This window comes from Fibrella arboris (genome assembly GCF_041321095.1).
Lineage (GTDB): Bacteria > Bacteroidota > Bacteroidia > Cytophagales > Spirosomataceae > Fibrella > Fibrella arboris.
Genome location: NZ_JBGGWE010000008.1, coordinates 97606 through 117650 on the forward strand (window position 1 = coordinate 97606; position 20045 = coordinate 117650).

The window sequence follows — 20045 nt, forward strand, 5'->3', positions numbered from 1 at the left end:
CCTTCCTCCTTTCCCCCCCCCCCTTTCCTCCTTTCCTCCCTAAAACCTACTTTTGCTTTCATGAATTATTGGCTAGTAAAGTCTGAGCCGGAGACCTACGGCTGGCATCATTTCATTGAACAGGGTCGCGCCACATGGGACGGGGTTCGTAACTACCAGGCCCGCAATAACCTGCAAGCCATGCGCCAGGGCGATCAGGTACTGTTCTATCATAGCGTCACCAATCCACAGGTGGTTGGTCTGGCCAGTGTTGTCTGCGAGTCGTATCCCGACCCCACGGCTCAACCCGACCCAACCGGTAAACCAACGCCCTGGTGCGTGGTGGAACTGGAGCCGGCCATGGCGTTTGAGAAACCCGTTACGCTGGCGCAGATCAAAGCCGAACCAATGCTGGCCAATGTTGGTCTTATAAAGCAATCCCGCCTCTCGGTCATGCCCATCAAACCAGACGAGTTTGATCTGATCGTGAAAATGGGGAATTAAGTTTCAGGTTTCATGTTTCAAGTTTCAGACGGTCTGATGCCGCGGTCCGCTGCATCATCAAGAGGTGGTTGATCAGCAGCGCACCTTTTGAAACCTGAGACTTGAACCTTGAACCTTCTATTTCATGCCCCTGCTTCAACCCATTCTGAATTTTGTTGAACTGCTGTACCAGAAAGGGCTGCGCGATGTGGTCGTGTCGCCGGGGTCGCGGTCAGCTCCGTTGACGATTGCCGTAGCCCGGCACCCTGGCCTGCGGGTACGTGTGGTGCCTGATGAACGGGCCGCTGGGTTTACGGCCCTGGGCATGGCCCAGCAGACGCAAACACCGGTGGCGCTCATCTGCACGTCGGGCAGTGCGGTGTACAACCTGAGCCCGGCGGTGGTAGAGGCCTATTTTCAGCAGGTTCCGTTGCTTCTGCTAACGGCCGATCGTCCCCACGAATGGCTGCACCAGCAGGATGGGCAAACGATCGATCAGGCTGGTATTTTTGGCCCACACGTCAAACGAAGCTACGATCTGCCCGCCGATTATGCACACGCCGATGCACGCTGGTTTATCGAACGAAGCGTAAACGAAGCCTTCGAGCTGAGCCGCTCGGGGCCAGCCGGACCAATTCATATAAACGTGCCCCTGCGCGAACCGTTTTATCCAAAAGCCGATGAGCCATTCCGTTTTGAACGTGGTCGGGTGGTGGAACAGCTACCTGTTTCGCCACAATTATCGACCGACGTTTGGCACCGGTTACTGGCAGATTGGGAACGCGCCGAACGCAAATTGATTCTGGTTGGTCAAACCACGTTCCAGCCTGAACTGCAACAGGTTTTGGCCCAGATCAGTCGCGAATTGAACGTACCTGTAGTAGGAGAGATCATCAGTAACCTCGGTCGAAGCGATGCGTTCATCAGTCAGACGGATACGATTTTGGGGCAACCCGATGAAGAAGAACTGGAGAACCTGCGCCCCGATCTGCTGATCACACTAGGTAACTCGTTTCTGACGCGTAATCTGAAAACGTATTTCCGAAAATACCCAGCCGTTCAGCACTGGCACGTTCATCCATATGGCGACCGCCTGATCGATTCATTCCAGTCATTGACGACACGCATTCCGGTTGAGCCGGTTTACTTTTTCCAAAAGCTGTTTGGCGATCTCGATTACCAGCACTTTCGCGAGGGGGTAGATGACGATGAAGACACGGAGTACCTAACGACCTGGCAAGCCGCCGAGCAGGCCGCCCGGCGGGTGGTGGCCCAGTCGCTACGTGATTCACCGTTTACCGATTGGGTGGCTACGCAGGCTGTTCTGGAAGCACTACCCACCGATTCGCACTTGCATTTGGCCAACAGTATGCCCGTTCGGTACGCCAATATGTGCGGTCTGGAAGCAGGTCAGGCAGTGCGGGTTTGGGCAAATCGGGGAACAAGCGGTATTGACGGTTGTTTAAGTACGGCCGTGGGTTCGGCGCTGCGAACAGAGGCCATCGTTACGGTACTGATTGGCGATGTGGCGTTTTTTTACGATCGTAATGGGTTGTGGCAACCTGAATTACCAGGCAACCTGCGCATTGTCCTGCTCAACAATGCATCGGGGCATATCTTCCGAATCATCGATGGATCGTCGCAACAGCCTGAACTGGAAACGTATTTTGAAACGCCTCATCAGCTCACCGCCGAGCGTACCTGTGCCGACTTTGGTGTTGCCTACCAACAGGTAGCTGATTCAGGTACGTTAGCCACCGCGCTGGGTACGTTCTTCGAGGCGTCTGACAAGCCCAAACTCCTGGAAATTACAACGGATAAATACACGAATGCCGAAGCGTTCAAAGCGTATAAGCAGCGGCTGTAATAAAAGGAAAGCTTCGCGTAGCTGATCGCTTCGCTAGTCGAAGGGCACGACTAGCGAAGCGATCAGCTACGCGAAGCTTTTTTACTAAATACGGAACGCCTAGTTCAGTTTCTTGTCAATGGCGGTTACCATATCCAGGTGCATCTGTAGCGTGGGTAAGGTCTTAGCCGCAAACTCCTTGATCGACTGATCTTTCGCGTCCTGAGCGGCTTTTTTGAACTCCTTCACATCTTCTTCATGATCATCTTTCATGTAGCTGATGTACTTTTTGTCGAATTCAGCGCCCGATAGTTTACGCATATCGTCGATATCTTTCTGCTTGTCTTCGCCAGGCGTTGAAGGGATCGTGATGTTTTTCAGTGTAGCCAGTGCTTTCAACTCGTCGTTGGCCTTGGTATGGTCTTCCACCATTTTAGCACCAAACTGTTTCACCTCGGCGTCCTGCCCTTTCTCCTGCGCCAGTTTACCTAGTTCAACTTCGAGCAGGCCACCGCTGGCTGCTTTCACGGCAAACTCGCTATCGTCTTCTTCAGCGCCTGCGCCCTGTTCTTCTTTCGTCTCGTTGGCGTTTTCCGCATTTTCGACACTATCACTCGTTGCCTTTTTTTCACTGTTGCAGGCCTGGAATGTCAGGCAGCTCATGGCCAGCAAATACACCAAAGTTCTCTTTTTCATAACGTATGTGTTTAGCGATACGACTAAGTACCAGTGCATAAACGCGTTCCGTATGAATTGGTTTTTGGTGACGTAAGAACATGATGCTATGGCAAGCCGGGTTCGCCACCAGCCTGTCGACTCCTGACCGTTACTGTTAGGCAGGTCGGGATGTGCTGGGTACGTTGCTGCCTACAACTTGCAGTCTTCGAGTATCTTCTCGTTGTTTTTGATGTACGCATCGTCACCCGCTTTTTTGGCCAGATCGAGCGACATCTGGGCATCGACACGGGCGGCTTTGCAATTGCCCGACCGAGCCAGGATCTTGGCCCGCAGGTGGTAGGTCCAGTATTCGTTACTTTTAGCCACTACTTTATTCGACCATTCCAACGCCTGTTTCAGATCCCGATTCGTATCCAGATAATACTGAGCAGCGCCAAAATACGTATCCGTCGACGCGGTTGGCGAGGCGGTTAACTCTTTGATCTGCGCCATCACGTGCGAATCGGCATCGTCGGCAATCGTGAGCCGGGCCATTGTGTTTTCCCAACGCATCTGGAGTACGGCCGACGAAGGCGTCAGGTCAACAAATTCAAAGGTGAGTGTTTCCGTTTTAGTCGGCGTTTTCTCACTTTTCACCACCAGCCGAAGCACATCGTTGGCTTCCTTGTAGTCATAAGCACCCCAGGCGTTGGCGTCTTTGTTCAGGATGAACGTAAACGAGTCGGCGTTCGGAATGGAATACAGGCCATATTTACCCGTTTCAACGGCTTTGCCTTCAATGTTCATCGGCTCAGACAGGGTAATGTCCGTGATTTTGTTGGCGCCCGTACGCCAAACTTTGCCGTAGGGCACCCGGTCGCCAAACATGGTACGCCCTTTCAAAGAGGGGCGACCATATTCGACAGTAACGGTGCCTAATCCGATCTGCTGGGCTATAGTAGCTGCCGGGCTGGCAGCGGGAAGGTTAATCTGAGCGTGGCCAACCGAAAGGCAGGCCGACAGAAGAACAGTGGCGATAAGCTTGTACATGTGTAGAATCGATAGGTATTTAGAAGCAAGTTTACGACGAATAATAACAAAAAAGCCCGGTGGTGTAACCGGGCTTTTGACAATGCGATAGCTGACAGGGTTTAATGGTACCTGAAAAATTATTTTTAGGACATAACCTGGACCCTGTCAGCCCGTGTAGCTATGGATATAGGGCCGCTGGAGCGCCTGTGTTAAGCGGTATCTCCAGTGGTGCGAATAAGGCTGATACCTGTAAAAAAGAAAATGCCGCCCAGCACCAGATAGACGATTGACGCCTGTGCTACACCACCTGACATGAGGTCTTTACCGCCCATTAACAGGCCTACCAGCCCTAGCAGGGTTAGGATTACGCCGAATACTCGCTTAAGGTTCATACGTTGAGTGATTGATATAGGATGAAACTCTAAGGAGAACAGCGAAAGGCCGCTTCTGTTCACATCTGTACGGTTGTCTTACCTACTGGGCTCGCCAAACAGGTGTTCTTCCTCGCAGGAGATCGGCTGCTGACAGGTGGCCTGCACCCTGTATACGGGCGTTTCGGCAAACCGGGAGGCCACAATGAGTGCGGTGTCGTTCATATGAGGCAGGAAAAGGTCCCTGGCTACTACCGGACTGTTGTTATCTTTCGACAAGTGGGCCAATAAGACGTGACTCATGAAGGCAGGTTTGTGCTCCTTCAGCAGGGCCAGGGCCTGCTGGTTAGATAAGTGGCCAAAATCGCCCCGGATACGTTGTTTCAAAAAGGCGGGATATCGTCCGGTGGCCAGCATATCCTCATCGTAATTGGCTTCCAGAAAAACGGCATGACACTGGCTGAAATGGCGCACCACGTGCTCGCAGGCAATGCCAATATCAGTAAATACGCCCACTCGGGTTTCGTCGTCTTCAACCAGAAAGCTGTGCGGATCAGCGGCATCGTGCTGTTTGGGGAAGGCCGTGATGCGGAGCGCCCCAATCGGTACGGGCTCATAGGCCGTTAGGCCGCGAATGGGGAATTTGGCGGGTAATAACCTCGACGAACGCAAGGTTTGCGTGGTGATATAAACCGGAATCTGGTATTTGCCCGAGAGTTGGGCGAGGCCACTGATATGGTCGCTATGCTCGTGCGAAATAAAAATTGCTTTTACCGTTCTCAGCGATAATCCCAGTCGCTGCATACGTACCTCGGTTTGTCGGCACGATAAGCCCGCGTCGATCAGCACGGCTTCCTGCTCATTGCCAACGTAATAACAATTGGCATTACTGCCAGAATTCAACGAGGTAATGTAAAGCGGCATCGTACGGTTGGGTATTGACTGACTATGGAAAAGACTACATTCAAAAATCGGGAGTCCCTGACTAAAAAGCCAGAAAACGCCCGATTTCGTTCGGTATTAAACGGAAGAAAGATGGTCTTAGGAATTTACCCGCCGTCACCCTGCATCAGTTGCCGGGGGCTGGTTACCGGCTGGCTGTTATTGTTCAGGTTCGTCTGATTGTTGGCGGCCATTGACGCCAGTTTATTGAACGAGTCGGCCACAGATTGCAGGGCCGAGAGGGCCGCCGCCTGTTTCCCGGATAGTAGGGCCAGATTTTGCGATTGTGTATCATCAGCATACAGGCTTTCCCCGTAATTGATCGCCGCCATGGCTTGCTGATAGGTGGCCATGGCCTGTTGAAGGCTAGCCTGTTGCCGGGTCCATTGGCTGGTGGCCGTCGCCAGCGCGGTATTGTCTGCACGTTGTTGTTCCAGCCCCGTATTCACCCGAATCTGACGGTCGGCTGCGGGGTTTGTCAGTATCCAGTTTTTACCGGGTTTACCTTGTCTTTTGGCTTCGGTCATTCCCTCATTTTCCTGCACTTTCCCGGCTTCGGTCAGGGTACGTTGCATAGCGGCCTGCCGTTGATCTGCCTGTTGCCGCTGTAAATCGGCCAGTGTCTGTACACTTTTTGCGTAAGCTGTAAGGGCGTTTTGCAGGGCCGTAGAGGCATTGATGGCGTTCAGAACAGGCGTATTGGCGGCCGTGGCCGATGGGTCGTCGATCATATCGCTGAAACTACCCGTGGTGGCTGAAGCCGGCGCAGACGGGCGGCGGCTGGCATCGTAGCCTTTCGCCCTCTTTTGCTGCTCAATGAACGCCTGTCGCTCGGCCGGGCTCATGTTTTTCCATTTGTCGCGCATGGCGGGATCCTGCATCATGGCCAGCATATCGGCCTGCATCGGGTTACCCGTAGCGGGTACGGCCGTTGGGGGAGCCATCATGCCCTGCTGCTGCATCAACGCCATTTTCTCCTGCGGACTCATGGCCTGGAATTGCTTTTGAAAGGCCGGGTCTTTCATTTTCTGCGCAAAATCAAGGCGTGCTGACGAACCGGCACCCGCCAGGTTTTTCTCTCTGGCATACGCTATTTTCTGGGCATCGCTCATTTTTTCAACACCATCGGCTTTGAACTGGGCGTCCATTGCCATGCCTTTCTGAACGGCCCGCTGTGCTACCGGATTTAGCTGCTGAATGGCATCGAGGGCCTTGCGCAGGTTGTCAGAATAAGCCAGATAGGGGTTTGGTTGCTGACTGGCAGCCAGCGCCGCCTGAGCCGTGCCCGGTAAGGGAGGCATCTGGCTGATAAGCGAAGCAAAATCAATGCGCTGAGGCGTTTGTGCCAGCGCAGGCAGGGTCGGCAGAAGCGACACCAGAAAAAGAAAGAATTGGTTCATGGTCTGAACGAATGGACAGGTGTTTACTGATCGGCGTGGAGTTGAATGCCCCCTACAACATGAAGCATGACCTGTTGCTCGGGCGGCATCTTGTATAAACTGCGATATTGACCCTGAAGCGGACATTCGAAGCCGGCTTTCACATCGTGCGAACCCGGTCGGCGCGGAAGGCCGGGAATCGTTTTACCCGTCGTTTTTTCGGTGAATGTCCAGCCCAGGTAATTCATGTAATCAATCTGGTAATCGACTTTCATTCGAGTGCCCGTGAAGCGCGCCTTCACATGTTTGATTTTGCTTTGGTCGTCGTCGCCCCAGAGCAGGTTCGCCACCAGATAGGTAGGGTCGCAGATGCCGCCTGCATATTTCTTGGTCTGATAAATCGTCGGGTCCCCATCGAGCGTGGCCGTGGCTTCGCCAGTGAAAAAGTTGATGTTGCCAGCCTCAAAATAAAAGGGCTGCTGCATACCCGTTGCCATGCCCATATCGACCGCCAGCCCATTGCGGGGGTTCGAGGTTCCGCCTTCGTAACACTTATAGCGGAGGGCCTGGAAAAACTGGAATGTCCAGTTTTCGGCCAGCACATACACCTGCGCCGTGACGGTGATGGGCGGGCCTGTGGCAGGCGTGACAACCGCTTTGATCTCAACCGGATTTTTGTCGGGCATGCGTGAGGGAGCCCGGTAATAGATCTTTCGCAGATATTCTTTCAGGTCGCCGCTGTATTCTGTAGCACTCAGAATGGCACCGTTGGGGTCTGGCTGTTCAATAGTATTGGGCTGGCCATTGACGAAAAACTTGATCGAAAGTTTAGGGTTATAGGAGTCGCCGTATACACGCCCTATCGGATAACCCTGTGCATTGACAAGGGTACTCTCCGTATCTATTCGGCCCACAATGAAGTGCTGACAGTCATTGGTTAGCATTGTTTTGGGGCCAAGCATTGCCCAGCCCTGTGCGTTGGCAACACCACCGGTTAGCCAGCCGAAGCCGACGAGCAGGCAACTACGTAGCAGATGGTTGATCATGGTTCCAGACGTATGTTTTCGATGATAGCCTCGGAGGCTGTGTGCGGGTGGGTGGTTTTGTTGGTTAGCCAAACCCTGATTTTCCAGACATACATGGCGCAGCCTGCCGGACGCACCGACGGATCGGGACCGGCAAACTGGGCTCGCAACGTCACCGAATTGCCGACAGGCGACAGGTTCAACGGCCCATCCAGGCTGTTGAACCGGCAGGTGCAGGCTGGGTTAGGGGTTACGTGGTCGGCTAGTTTGTCCCGCGACTCAAGACGCACCTCGGCCTGTAGCACGTCGGCCGAGTCGGGTTTGAACCGGTACCGAATCGTTAGCGCAACGGGCTTGCCTGCTTCGGGCATATACGGAATAGACGGGCTGCTGAGCTGGCCACCATACCAGGCATCGATAACGGGCGTTTCGGAGCGATAAATCACCTGTTTGGCCAGCAAACGAACGCCCGCTGTACCCGCAGGGGCCACCAGGCTCTGTTGCAGCGTGCCCTGTTCGTCATACACATTATTGGTATGCCAGCCAACGGGTTCGTTGGTGCTCCAGCGACTGAAATCGCCGTTGGGTACGTTCCGAAGCGGTTGCGCATGGGCAAGTTGCCCAGTGGCGAATGCCACCAGGGCCGCCAGGGTGAGGACGGGAAGTTTCATCGTGCGTTGGAGCCAACGGATCATAATTTCACGAATTCAACGCGGCGGTTCTGGGCTTTGCCCTCGAAGGTGGCGTTGTCGGCCACGGGTTTGGTCTTGCCGTATCCTTTTGCAGTGAGCCTACCCGCATCGACGCCCATGCTGACAAGTTGTGCTTTCACGGCGTCGGCCCGTTTCTGCGAAAGGGCGAGGTTGCTGGCGTCGGAGCCATCGGCGTCGGTATGGCCACCGATTTCAAACCGGGTGCCGGGTGTTTCAGTCAGGGATTTCAGGATGGCGTTCAGTTCACCCATGCTTTCGGGCTTGATCACGGCCTTGTTTACGTCGAAATTGATGCCGTGCGAAATGTATTTGCCCTCCCCGAACTTCGTACCGATCAGGTTGGCGCCACCACCTTCGGCAATGCGCACATTCTTAAAAATCAACGGGTCGTTCTGGTTGCCGATGCCGCCAAAAACCAGCTTTGCGGGGCTCGCCGTTGTGTTGGGCACGGTTAGTACCCGAAACTGATCGATATAGAGTTTAACACTCCGGCCTTTCATGATGAAGGCCACATGATGCCAGCGATCGTTGAACTGCTCGAATTTCAGTTCGTCCGGTAGGTTGCCAGTCAGATCACGCATGTCGTCATTGACCTGAAAGGAGGCCGATGCCCCATCCCGACTGGCTCTGACAGAAAGCACTTCTGTTCCGTCTGCATTGTCAAACCAGAACACAAGCCCATAGGCACCGGGGGTCTGGTAGTAGTCGTATTCAACGGTGAACTCTTTGGGCAGGTAGGCCTTCTCTTTCATGAGTGGCGTGACCTTTCCGTAGTTGCCATCGGTGATTTTCATCACCAGGCCATCACCGAACTTATTCAGCACGGCCTGACCTGCCAGCAAATCCCAGTGTTCGGCAAATTCACCATCCTGATCGGTGTGGAAATCGTCTTCGAAAATGAGTTTGTTGCCCGGCACAAAGTCGTAATTCGTATACGACCGCATGGACGGCGAAGCTGCTCTGGCAGGCACACTGCTGGCTGACGAGGACGTACCTGAGTTGCTCTGGCTGGTTTCCTGGCGGTCTGACGGTTCGGTTGGCGAGGGGGGCGTTTTGCCGTTGGCGGGCTTCTTCGTGCCATTCTTTACACCGTCCTCAACTTTATCGAGGCCCTTGTTAATGCCCTGATCAATCTTCTGGTTGGCCCGGTTGACGGCGGCATTATTCACGCGGTCGAGCACATTGCCGAACTGGGCATAGGTAGGGAGGGCCAGCAACGTGACCGCAAGAAGGATAAGCGTTTTCATGGGAAAGAATTTGGGTCTGTTCTACATCGACAAACCTACTCGATCGCCCACATCGCTGCTTAACGCCGATGTAACATCGTTTTGCTCCCATGTAACATCAACCGTTGGCCAGTAAAAAGCCGCTCTACCCGGCCAAATAGGGCAGGTAGAGCGGCTTTTTACTGGCCGTACAGGCTAGTTTTTACCGCCCGACATTTTAGCCGGCGCCGTAGCGGCGGTTCCGCCAGCGGGGGCGTTCTTCACATACTTGTCCATCCAGCCGTTCATCTCCCAGAGCATATGCAGCAGGGATTCTCTGGCGGCGTACCCGTGCGATTCGTAGGGCAGGAAGACCAGGCGGGTGGTGGCGCCAAAGCCCTTCAGGGCGTTGTAATACCGCTCCGACTGAATCGGGAACGTACCTGTGTTGTTGTCGGCTTCACCATGCACGAGCAGCAACGGCGTTTTCATTTTATCGGCATTCATGAACGGCGACATGTTGTTGTATACCTCAGGGGCCTGCCAGTAGGTACGTTGCTCGTTCTGGAAACCAAAGGGTGTCAGCGTGCGGTTGTAGGCACCGCTCCGGGCAATACCAGCTTTGAACAGATTGCTGTGCGACAACAGGTTGGCAGTCATGAAAGCACCGTATGAATGGCCGCCAACGCCTACTTTGCTGGCATCGACCACCCCTAGCCGAACGCCCTCGTCGATGGCTGCTTTGGCACTGGCCACCAGTTGCTCCACGTAGGTATCGTTTGGTTCCTTATCGCCCTCGCCCACAATCGGAATACTCGCATTGTCCAGAACAGCATAGCCCATCGTAGCGAATACGGCACCGCCCATCGCGGCAATCCGGTTAAACTGGTAGGGCGACCCCTGTGCCTGACCCGCTGCTTCCTTGCTCTTGAACTCGGCCGGATACGCCCACATGAACGTAGGCAGCGGCCCATCCGATTTCTTGTAGCCGACGGGCAGATACAAGGTAGCTGTCAGGTCAACACCATCGGCCCGTTTGTAACGGAGTTGCTGCTTGGTGATGCCTTTCAACTGTGGATACGGATGCGGAAACGACGTGATCTGAACGGGGGCAATACGCTTCTTCAGGTTGCGGATAAAGTAATTCGGGTTTTCATCGGGTGTTTCGCGGGTAGTAAGAATGACGCCGGTGGCGGCATCCAGTACGGCGATCGGGCGCTCGAACACCAGTGCTTCAGACCGCCAGAGTGGCGTGATCTTTTTGCTGGTCAGGTTCATGACGCTCACAAAAGGTCGGTCACCTTCGGGAGACGAACCCTGACCGTTTACCAGCATAATATCATTGGTAGGCAGGATGTTCAGAACGTCGCGCCCAAACTGGTTGGGATGGGTATCGGGTTGGCCGGGGTTGGCGTACCGATCTTCAGATGAACGATCGAACAGGACAGTGGCCGCGAAATTAGCAGACGGGTTCACCACTTTCGTAATGATCTTCCGTGTCTGCCACCAGCCTTCGGTTGCCAGGGCCGTGTTGGCATTTCCCCAGGTAAAGCCTCTGAACCGGAAAGCAGCGTCATAAATGGCTTTCGGCTCTGCGGTGAATGGCGCCTCGACCAGAAACACCCGATCACGAACGTCGGCCTTCACTTTGGGGTCGCCCTTGTCCTGGGCTACGGTGTAATAAACAGAGGCAGGTACGTCGTTCCGCCACTCAAAATCGCGGGGGCCACTCGGGGCGCCATCGGAGCTATAAGGTACGCTCTCCTGCAAGGGGCCGTCGTTCAGGGTCTTTACCAACTGGCCGTTGATGGCAAAAATGTCGGTACGAAGCGGGAACCGGTACACGGGTACCAGGTAAGAGAACGGGGTGTGTACCGTCTCCAGCAGGACATACTTACCATCTGGCGACGGCGAAGCGGTGGCAATGATGCCAGGCTGACCAATAGCCTGAACACTGCCATCCAGCCCAAGTTTCACAACCTGTGAGGTCGCATAATAGGCAAACTGCTTTTCGTCGGATGGGTTTTTCAGCAGATCCTGGTAGGTGGGGGCCTGTCCTCGTTTGCCGCTGCTATTATCCTGCATCGTTGGCCCGACAGGAACCAGATTGGCCGCTGGCGCACTGGCCCGTCCGTCGGGAATGAGTTTGACGATCAGACTTTTGCTGTCGGATACCCACTGAAAAGGAGCGCCGTAGGTGGCGTTTAGGGCCCGATCTGTTAGCCGGGTGGCAGTGGCCGTCGCTACGTCGGCTACGTAAAGGTCGATTTTGGCATCACTCGACACCGCAAAGGCAAACCTGGTTTCGTCGGGCGACCATTGAACGTAGGAGATAAGCGGAGTAGCGGGAAGTCCTTTCACGGCGATTTCGGTACCTCCGGGTAGTTTCTTTACCCGTAAGCCGGTGATGTAGGACGCCCGACTTGGTCCGTTGTTTGCTGGATTAAGACGAAGGCCCGCGATTTTGAGTTCGGGTTGTGCCAGTTCGGCAATTGAGGGGGCAGAAGCCCGTTCCAGGATCAGCATCTGGTCGCCCTTCGAGGTGACACTGACGCCCGGAGTGGGCGGGACCGTTACCAGATCGGCCAGCGCTTTAGGGGGCGTCTGGTAGGTAAGGGCGTCCTGCGCCGACGCGACCGTGAGCGTCAGCGCAATGAGCGCAGATGATGTAAACAATCGGAAATAACTGATTACCATGTTGATGCCTTTTTGGGGTTGTGAAACCAAAAATAATGAGAAATGGTATCTATGTACTGCTCTTTCTATAGAGTTAGCACACTAAATTGGCTTTTCGGTATTTATTTTCCGGTGCCAAATCCAGGTACGTTCGTTACGCCTGCCAGAGCACGTATTTTAGTCGTTTATCTTATCGCTTAGTCTACTACATCCACTACTCAAGAGACTTAGGTTATGGAGCAGTTTTACGATTTTTTTAGTCGCTTAACCGATATGGGCGATTGGCCGCCGCGCTGGCTCTGTGGCCGCTGGTCAGACTTTCACGGCTGGTTATATATCGCGTCTGATCTGACCATCTGGCTAGCCTACATGGCCATTCCCCTCGTCCTGATCCGGTTCATTATGATTAAGCGGGGCGTTCCGTTGGCTGGTGTATTCTGGTTATTCGGTGCCTTCATACTGCTTTGTGGCCTCACCCACCTGATCGACGCCATGATGTTCTGGTACCCGGCTTATCGCCTCAATGCGCTGGTTCGATTTCTGACGGGTATCGTGTCTGTTCTGACCGTCGTTGCCCTCATTCGTTACTTTAATGAGGCCGTCGGACTGCGAACGTCGCAGGAGTATGACCGTGAGTTAGCGTACCGTCAACTGGCCGTTCAGGAGCTGACCCGCTCGAATGAGGAATTACAACAGTTCGCCTACGTTGCTTCGCACGATTTGCAGTCTCCACTTAAAACGATTTCCAGCTACCTGAAGCTGCTTGAAACCATGCATGGGCATCAGTTGAATCAGGACGCGCAGCGGCTGATAGACGTGTCAACGTCTGCTGCCGAGCGAATGCGTGGTCTGATCAATGATTTGCTTGAGTTCTCGCGCCTGGGGAGCAGTGTATCGCTCGCGATGCTGGACCTTAACGAGATTATTGGGGAAATACTGGACGAGCAACAGGCCGAGATATTAGCAACCAGCGCCACCGTCGATGTAGGACCAATGCCCACCATTATGGGCCACCGGACAGATGTGAAGCAGGTATTTCAAAATCTATTGTCAAATAGTCTGAAATACCGGCGCGCGGGTGTACCACCACACATTGTGATCTGGGCTATCGACGAAAAAGAGCAGTACCAATTTTCTGTTGGCGATAACGGGATCGGCATCAGTGCTCAATATTTTGACCGGGTCTTTCAGCTTTTCCAGCGCCTTCATGGCCGGAACCAATACTCGGGTACGGGCATCGGGCTGGCGACCTGCAAAAAAGTAGTTACCAGCTACGGCGGCGATATCTGGCTCGAAAGCACGGAGGGGATGGGTACGACCTTTTATTTCACCATACCCAAGGTGATCAGAACAATCCATCACTATGCAGAGACGGCGGTGGCGAACTAATCGTTTAACAAAACTACTGGTCAAACGCTGAGGGTACTGTTCCGAACTGATCGCGGAAGGCTTTAGTGAAATAAGAAAGGCTCTCAAACCCTACTCCAAAGGCGACCTCTGAAACAGTAGCACTGCGCTGGCGCAGCAGATCTGCCGCCCGCTGTAGCCGGAGTTGTCGGACAAATTCTGTGGCCGACTGGTTGGTCAGCGCTTTTAGTTTACGGTGTAATTGCATCCGGCTGAGATTGAGCGCTTTACTGAGCTGCTCTACATCAAATGAACTGTTACTGAGATGGGCTTCAACCACGGCGATCGCCTGGGTCAGAAAGCGCTCCTCGGCCGACGAAACGACCACATTGGCAGGCTGTAGGCGTAATTCGCGGCTGTAACGCTCACGTAAACGTTGCCGCTGATTCAGCAGGTTTCTGGCCCTGGTTTGCAGCTCAAGCGGATGAAATGGCTTCGCCAGGTAGTCGTCGGCACCGTGTCGCAAGCCGTCGATCCGGCTGTCAATGTCCGCTTTGGCTGTCAACAAAATAACCGGTATATGGTCGGTAGCCAGTTGCTGCCGAAGCCCTTCACAAAAAGCAAGGCCGTCCATGTCGGGCATCATCAGGTCGCAGATAATCAGGTCGGGAAGCAGCCGGGTGGCTTTGAGCAAGCCGAGTCGACCATTCTCTGCGTCGACTACCCGGTAATCAGACGTGAACAGCATCTGCAGGTACTGCCGCACATCGGCATTGTCGTCAATCAACAACAACAGGGGTAATTCGGTCGACTCGTGCAGGGCGGGGGCTGGGTCAGTTGATAAACCGGTTGAGCTGGCTGGCTGGTGCAGGGCTTCCGGTCTGGCTGGCGCAAGCGCCGAGTCAGGCATAGTTGCCCGGTGGGGGGTAATGGGCAGCACAATGGTAAAGGCAGCGCCCTGGCCAGGCTGGCTAACGAGTGTCACCCGCCCGTTCAACACAGCAACCAGTTCCTGAACAAGGGCCAGACCAATGCCCGTGCCTGATTGGGTATTTTGTGGGCTTTGGTAAAAACGCTCGAAGATGCGGGCCTGCTGCTCGGGAGCAATGCCTGGCCCGGAATCGACAAGTTGAATGGTAGCCTCCTGCACTGAACTATCGTACCGGCAACGTACCTGGACCACGCCACCCGCCGGGGTGAATTTCAGGGCGTTTGCCACCAGGTTCGTCACGATCTTATCCAGCTTATCGGCATCGTACAGGGCGTATTCAGGCTGGTCGTCAATCGCTACCTGTAGTGTAATGTCCCGGCTGTCGGCCAGCGAAGCGAACGACCCGATCAGGCCACGCAGGAACTGTGGCAACGGGCCGGGTTTCAGATCAGGCCGAAGCTGGCCAGCATCTAGCCTGGTTAAATCGAGCAACTGATTAACCAGCGTTAACAGTCTGTCGGCCTGCCGGTGCATGAGCCGGAAAGTGGTATCGCCCGGATTGGCCTGTATAAGCTGGGTCAACGGCCCGAGCAGCAGGGTCAGCGGTGTGCGAAACTCATGAGACACATTTGTAAAAAAATGTGTCCGCAACTGCGCCACCTTTAGCTGTTCCCGTTCCAGCAGCAAGGCCTGTTCGGTGGTTGCTTTGGCTGCCTCGGTTAGTTTGTTCTTGTAGCTCAACCCCAATGAAAAACACAGAAGCTCGACTGCAATGCCTGTCTGTAAATAAAAAAGGGGTTCCTGCCAGACCGGAACTTCACGAGTAACATGAGCGAAAATCGACAAGACCATGGCCGTCAATGCACCAGCTAACAGCACCGAGGAACCCAGCAGAAAATAATTGGTCAGCGTATCTCGTCGGCGGGCGGCCACCAGTATCCCCGTTACCGACACTACCGCTACGCCAATCCGGGCCAGGGTGTGAAGCCATTCGTGGGCCGTAGAAAATGCCCATTCCGGTTTGACGAGGCACCCCACTGCCTCGACCAGCACGTAGCCGAGTAGTGCCAGTTGTGTGCGGCGGAAAAGGGTATAGATAAAAGGGAAACGTACCTGGAAATTTAAGAGCGCATCGGCAAAGCTGTAATAACAAACATAGGAGAGCATCGGGAAACCAACACGACTAAAACCATAGATACTGGCGTCGATAGCCGTCTGCTCGAACGGATCAAAGATTTTAATCACGAAGTAACAGCCCCAACACAAAGCATAGCCAGCATACCAGCTATAGGCCCGTTCACCCGTGACAACGGCCTGACCACCCACGTAGAGTGTCATCATACCAGCCATACCGAGAAAAATGAGCGTTGCCTGCGAGAAATGCATGTGTATAGGATCGATAGTACACAGTTGGATCAGAAAAGGTAGCTAACCTACTGGTTACGAAGCATCACGCTCAATCAGTTAAATCAAGATTTAATCTGACTGAGCAAACCGTGTATGCAGAAGGGCCTCACAACGCACGTTGTGAGGCCCTTCTGCACTATAAACTGAATGCTGACTACTGGGCGTTGGGGTTATCCTTATTGTCTGATGTACTCGCTTTACTCTTGCTGGCGGGTGCCAATGAGGTAATCCAGGCGGCGATTTTCAATGCATCGGCTTTAGGTACCTGCGGCATCGGCGGCATCTCGGTAGCGTAATCGGGCCAGTTGGCGGGCTTGGGGTTATAGATCAGCTCAACCAACTGGTCATTGGTATAGCCCCGTTTGGCCACGTCTTTGTAGGCCGGGCCAACCTGCCGTTTGTCGGCGTTGTGGCAGGCCAGACACGTATGCTTCGTCAACAACCCTTTCACCTGTTCATACGTAGGCGCTTTAGCTAACGTAACAGCCTGGCCTAGCTGGAGCGCTGGTTTCCCCTTGACCCCCGGTTTTGCTGATTTTCCCGCAGCCCCCGGTTTTGCCGATGCGGGCGTGACAGCCGGTTTCGTGGCCGAGTTTTTCACGCTCAGTTCCGACATGGCCAGCTTCTGCCCATCTGGAATGTTATTCAGCGTGTAGTACGCTATCGGGTGAACCAGCGAATAGCTACCGTCTTCCGACCGCACTCCGTCGAGTGTGAGCTGATGGATGTAATTTTTGCGGAGGTTATCGACCACAATCCGCGCCCGAAGGCCATCCTCCGAGAGCTTCACTCCCTTGATGGTGTGCTTCTCTTTGTTGATCGTCGGGCTGCCATAGACCGGGTGGTATTTGTAGATGAAACTCTCTACCGAGTAGGAAGCGAGATCTTCGGCCGAGAGCTTCGTGACGGGTTTGGTAAACTCCACGTCAAAGCCATCGGGCATGGCGCGAACAGTGCGCATCTCGAAGGGGATTCCGTTGTTCCAGACAAGGCGTTGCAGCCCTTCGTTGGCGTCGCCCGCTGACCCCCAGCCCCGGTTGGTTTCACCCACGAACAGCGACCCATCGGGTGCAAAAGCCATCCGCATCACACCCGACCGGAAACCTGACCGAAACTCGATAGCCGCGCCCTGGTATTCACCATTCACTTTCTCGAGCATCACCCGCGAGATCTTGCTCATGCCCTGATCACCCACCAGTTGCTGACCAGCGAACGGACCAAACACACCCGTTGGGATGGTTACAATCTCCGAGTTTGAAATACCCAGAATACCATGAGGAAGCCAGACCGCGGGCGTCTGTATGTCGGGGAACGTCTCCTTCACTTTGTAGAGAAGGTCCGGGGTTTCGTTGACCACGTTTTCCGGCTTGATCATTCGCCCATTCGCGTCGCGCTTTTGCCGGATATCCACTTTGGCATAAAACTGGCTGTCGGTAAGCTTCAGGGGAGAGCCGGGGAGCCCTGTCCAGCGGAGGCCCGCCGGATGGCCGGTGAATGCCCCTTTCTTCACGTGAACCACGCCGCCCGATCCCTGCCAGTCGCCCTGGTTATCGGCGTAGAAAAACTCACCGTCGATCATGCCCTGCCCGGCTGGTGAGCGCATGCCCGTCGCCCAGGGTTGCATTTTTCCGTCTTCCGAGATCTTCATGGTCCAGCCGCGCCAGGGCACCCGGCTTTCGCCCCGCCACCATTCCTCATCGCCGAAGGCGACATTGCCCGTTACGAAGAAGGTACCGTCGGGCGCGAGCTTTGGCCCGAAGCTATACTCATGGTAGTGGCCCGAGAGAGGCCAGGCGTAGACCGTCTCGAACAGGTCGGCTTTGCCGTCATTGTTGGTGTCGGTCAGTTTGGTCAGTTCGCCCCGTTGTGCGCAGTAAAGCGATCCGTCTTTGTAGACCAGACCCAGCACTTCGTGTAAACCCGACGCGAACTTCCGAAAATAGGGACGCCGACTGGTTGGGTTCTGCACGATGAAAATGTCGCCACGGCGCGTCGAGATACCCAGATCGCCATTGGGGAGCATGGTCAGGCCACCTACCTCAAGCAGGGTTCCCTCGGGGGCCGGCACCTTCGTGATGCGGAAAAAATCTTCTTCTTTAGGCGATTCCTGTGCCAGCACAGCCGAAGGGAAAGCCAGGGCAGCGAGCAGCAGGTAGTGATGTATCTTTTTCATAACAGCTTAGAACAGGATCGAATAGGTGAGTTTGCCGGAAACGGGGATTATTAGCTCTTGCAGACCATGGCTGGTTCTGACTATCGGTTGTTTGCCGCCTGCTTCCGAGACGTCAATCATATACGTTTTACCATCGATCAGGTACGTGTTGTTGGGCATCGGCTCGACCGACGTGCCAGAAGCCAACCGGGCATATAAACCACTCCCAGGTTGTGTCATTGTCAGCTGCCGACGAAGGCCGTGGCCATCAGGCAATACCTGTATCTGGTCTTCAACGGCCGTGGCAGCAGTCTGGTACCGGAACGTAGGGCGGTCTTTGTCGTCGAGTTGATACCCTTTTGGCCGGAAACCACTACCCGTCGTGTCAGTTGGCCAGGGAGCATCTGCTGAGGCCAGACGGGCCAGAAATAATTGAGGTTTACCGCTCAGGTACGTTACCACCCCCATTGGGCGAGATGAGCCATCGCCCCGGCTTTCCCACATGGGTGTTGCATCGAGAAATAGGCCATGCCACGCCTGTACAATGGTACCAAAATCGGCGTCGTAGGTGTAGTGTACCTGTTCGGGGCTTCCGACCGAGATGCCGTGTGTAACGCGGTAGCTACGTCCCTGGGCGTTTTTAGACCGGGGCAGGTCCATGAAGCTGCGCAGAATGGTGTTGTTTTCAGCGGTAACCAGAATAGGGTCACTGTCGCCCTGCTCGTTCAGGCTGGCCGGGGTTAGCGTAAACTGACGAATACCGGGACCCGATACCGCCAGCTGGAGGTCAGGTCGGCTCCATTCTTCATACTTCGTATAGATCGCTTCAAAGGGCAGATCACCGGCGGGGAGCGTTATGTTGCCGCTATGCCTGTTGTCCGACCATTTGCTTAGCGGCTGGTTGTTGATCCGCAGTTGACCACCCCCCCCAGCTGTATTCATCGCGAATGTATACTCGCCTGGGTCCTCCACGTGTAACGTACCTGTGTACCGCAACGCAAAATTGTTGGGAATGGGCGAGACCGAGGCCGACAGAACGGGCGACGTCCCCTTCGATTCAGGAGCGGCACCACCGAACGATGCTTCATCGCGATACTGCCCTTTATAGAGCTTGTATGCCAAATCAGTCAGGCGAGGCTTTTTCCGGTCGAAGAGCGTGTAGGTCATGTTTTTGAAGGCAACAGCACCGTGGTCGCCCTGAATGACCACCGGGCCGCGGGCTACTTCGTTGTTGCTGACTGCCCCACGGGTTGGTCCCGTCAGCTCAACATTGTCGTGGATCAACACGCCATTAAGCTCAGCACGAATAATTTTAGCGTTCTCTGTCTTTTTCCCGGCCGCGTCGAAACGGGGCGCCTGGAACGAAATTGTCAGATGTTGCCATAAACCGGGAGCCCTGCCTGCATTCTGACGGGCGGGGTGCCCTTCGTAGCCTTCCTGACCAGTGCCCCGGCTAGCATCCCACCGTTCATAAATCGCCCCGATGTCAGACGATTTTGGTACGGTTAGGCCCCAGCTGTCGGCCAGCTGGATTTCGTAGCGTCCCTGCAGGTACACGCCCGAATTGGCTCCCTTCGCCAGCATGAAGTCAAACTCCAGATCGGCATCACCATGCTCAAGGGTCGTTTGAAGGCTGGTTTGGCTACCCGTTTGACCCGTTGGGAGGCAGACCAGTACACTGGCAGGGGTGCCGGTTTGTGCTGGTTTAACCTGAAGGGAGTTGGCTTGACTGAGAGTAGCCGTAACGTCTGAAACGACTTTCCAGTTTGCCGCAACGGGTTGTCGGAAAGCGCTTAAATCGTTGAGCGGTAGTTTGGTAGCCAACTGAGCGGTGGCCAGACTGCTAAGCAGACAACTGCCTAGAGACAAGGCCAGAGTAGATGCTATGCGCATGAAAAGA

General features: G+C 54.6%; 15 protein-coding genes. 3 read left to right on the forward strand and 12 right to left on the reverse strand.

Features of this window, described 5'->3' with window-relative positions; all coding sequences use genetic code 11:
* Positions 1 to 60: 60 nt before the first annotated feature.
* Positions 61 to 483: an EVE domain-containing protein gene (locus ACAW75_RS15470; protein ID WP_370729636.1), complete on the forward strand. Its 423-nt coding sequence runs from the start codon at positions 61 to 63 to the stop codon at positions 481 to 483.
* Positions 484 to 607: 124 nt separating this feature from the next.
* Entirely contained in the window at positions 608 to 2329 is a 1722-nt protein-coding gene (gene menD, locus ACAW75_RS15475; RefSeq protein ID WP_370729637.1) for a 2-succinyl-5-enolpyruvyl-6-hydroxy-3-cyclohexene-1-carboxylic-acid synthase, read from the forward strand.
* A gap of 99 nt (positions 2330 to 2428) precedes the next feature.
* Here the strand turns inward: menD and ACAW75_RS15480 are convergent, their stop codons facing one another.
* The 9 genes from ACAW75_RS15480 to ACAW75_RS15520 form a co-directional block, all read right to left on the reverse strand.
* Positions 2429 to 3004, reverse strand: coding sequence for a DUF4142 domain-containing protein (locus ACAW75_RS15480; protein WP_370729638.1), 576 nt, complete (start codon positions 3002 to 3004; stop codon positions 2429 to 2431).
* A 171-nt stretch (positions 3005 to 3175) separates the two neighbouring features.
* Positions 3176 to 4015, reverse strand: coding sequence for a DUF2911 domain-containing protein (locus tag ACAW75_RS15485; protein WP_370729639.1), 840 nt, complete (start codon positions 4013 to 4015; stop codon positions 3176 to 3178).
* Between the two features lie 191 nt (positions 4016 to 4206).
* Positions 4207 to 4389, reverse strand: a complete 183-nt coding sequence (locus ACAW75_RS15490) for a hypothetical protein (protein ID WP_370729640.1) — start codon at positions 4387 to 4389, stop codon at positions 4207 to 4209.
* 78 nt (positions 4390 to 4467) lie between these two features.
* Positions 4468 to 5292, reverse strand: coding sequence for an MBL fold metallo-hydrolase (locus ACAW75_RS15495; RefSeq protein WP_370729641.1), 825 nt, complete (start codon positions 5290 to 5292; stop codon positions 4468 to 4470).
* A gap of 125 nt (positions 5293 to 5417) precedes the next feature.
* Positions 5418 to 6710, reverse strand: a complete 1293-nt coding sequence (locus ACAW75_RS15500; protein ID WP_370729642.1) for a hypothetical protein — start codon at positions 6708 to 6710, stop codon at positions 5418 to 5420.
* Positions 6711 to 6733: 23 nt separating this feature from the next.
* Positions 6734 to 7735 (reverse strand): hypothetical protein, encoded by a 1002-nt coding sequence (locus ACAW75_RS15505; protein ID WP_370729643.1) that lies wholly within the window; start codon positions 7733 to 7735, stop codon positions 6734 to 6736.
* Positions 7732 to 8385, reverse strand: coding sequence for a hypothetical protein (locus tag ACAW75_RS15510; protein WP_370729644.1), 654 nt, complete (start codon positions 8383 to 8385; stop codon positions 7732 to 7734). Before ACAW75_RS15510 ends, ACAW75_RS15505 begins: the two co-directional genes overlap by 4 nt.
* A gap of 20 nt (positions 8386 to 8405) precedes the next feature.
* Positions 8406 to 9674, reverse strand: coding sequence for an OmpA family protein (locus ACAW75_RS15515; protein ID WP_370729645.1), 1269 nt, complete (start codon positions 9672 to 9674; stop codon positions 8406 to 8408).
* A 174-nt stretch (positions 9675 to 9848) separates the two neighbouring features.
* On the reverse strand, positions 9849 to 12329 hold the full coding sequence (locus tag ACAW75_RS15520) for a S9 family peptidase (RefSeq protein ID WP_370729794.1): 2481 nt from the start codon (positions 12327 to 12329) through the stop codon (positions 9849 to 9851).
* 213 nt (positions 12330 to 12542) lie between these two features.
* Here ACAW75_RS15520 and ACAW75_RS15525 point away from each other — a divergent pair, with 213 nt between their 5' ends.
* A complete protein-coding gene (locus ACAW75_RS15525) occupies positions 12543 to 13697 on the forward strand; it encodes a sensor histidine kinase (RefSeq protein WP_370729646.1) in 1155 nt (384 codons plus the stop codon).
* Between the two features lie 13 nt (positions 13698 to 13710).
* Here ACAW75_RS15525 and ACAW75_RS15530 read toward each other — a convergent pair whose 3' ends face one another.
* From ACAW75_RS15530 to ACAW75_RS15540, 3 genes are all read right to left on the reverse strand, one after another.
* Positions 13711 to 15972 (reverse strand): ATP-binding protein, encoded by a 2262-nt coding sequence (locus tag ACAW75_RS15530; protein ID WP_370729647.1) that lies wholly within the window; start codon positions 15970 to 15972, stop codon positions 13711 to 13713.
* Positions 15973 to 16147: 175 nt separating this feature from the next.
* Positions 16148 to 18166, reverse strand: a complete 2019-nt coding sequence (locus ACAW75_RS15535) for a hypothetical protein (RefSeq protein ID WP_370729648.1) — start codon at positions 18164 to 18166, stop codon at positions 16148 to 16150.
* Between the two features lie 6 nt (positions 18167 to 18172).
* Complete coding sequence (locus tag ACAW75_RS15540; protein WP_370729649.1) at positions 18173 to 20038, reverse strand: 3-keto-alpha-glucoside-1,2-lyase-like domain-containing protein; 1866 nt, start codon at positions 20036 to 20038, stop codon at positions 18173 to 18175.
* Positions 20039 to 20045 lie beyond the last annotated feature (7 nt).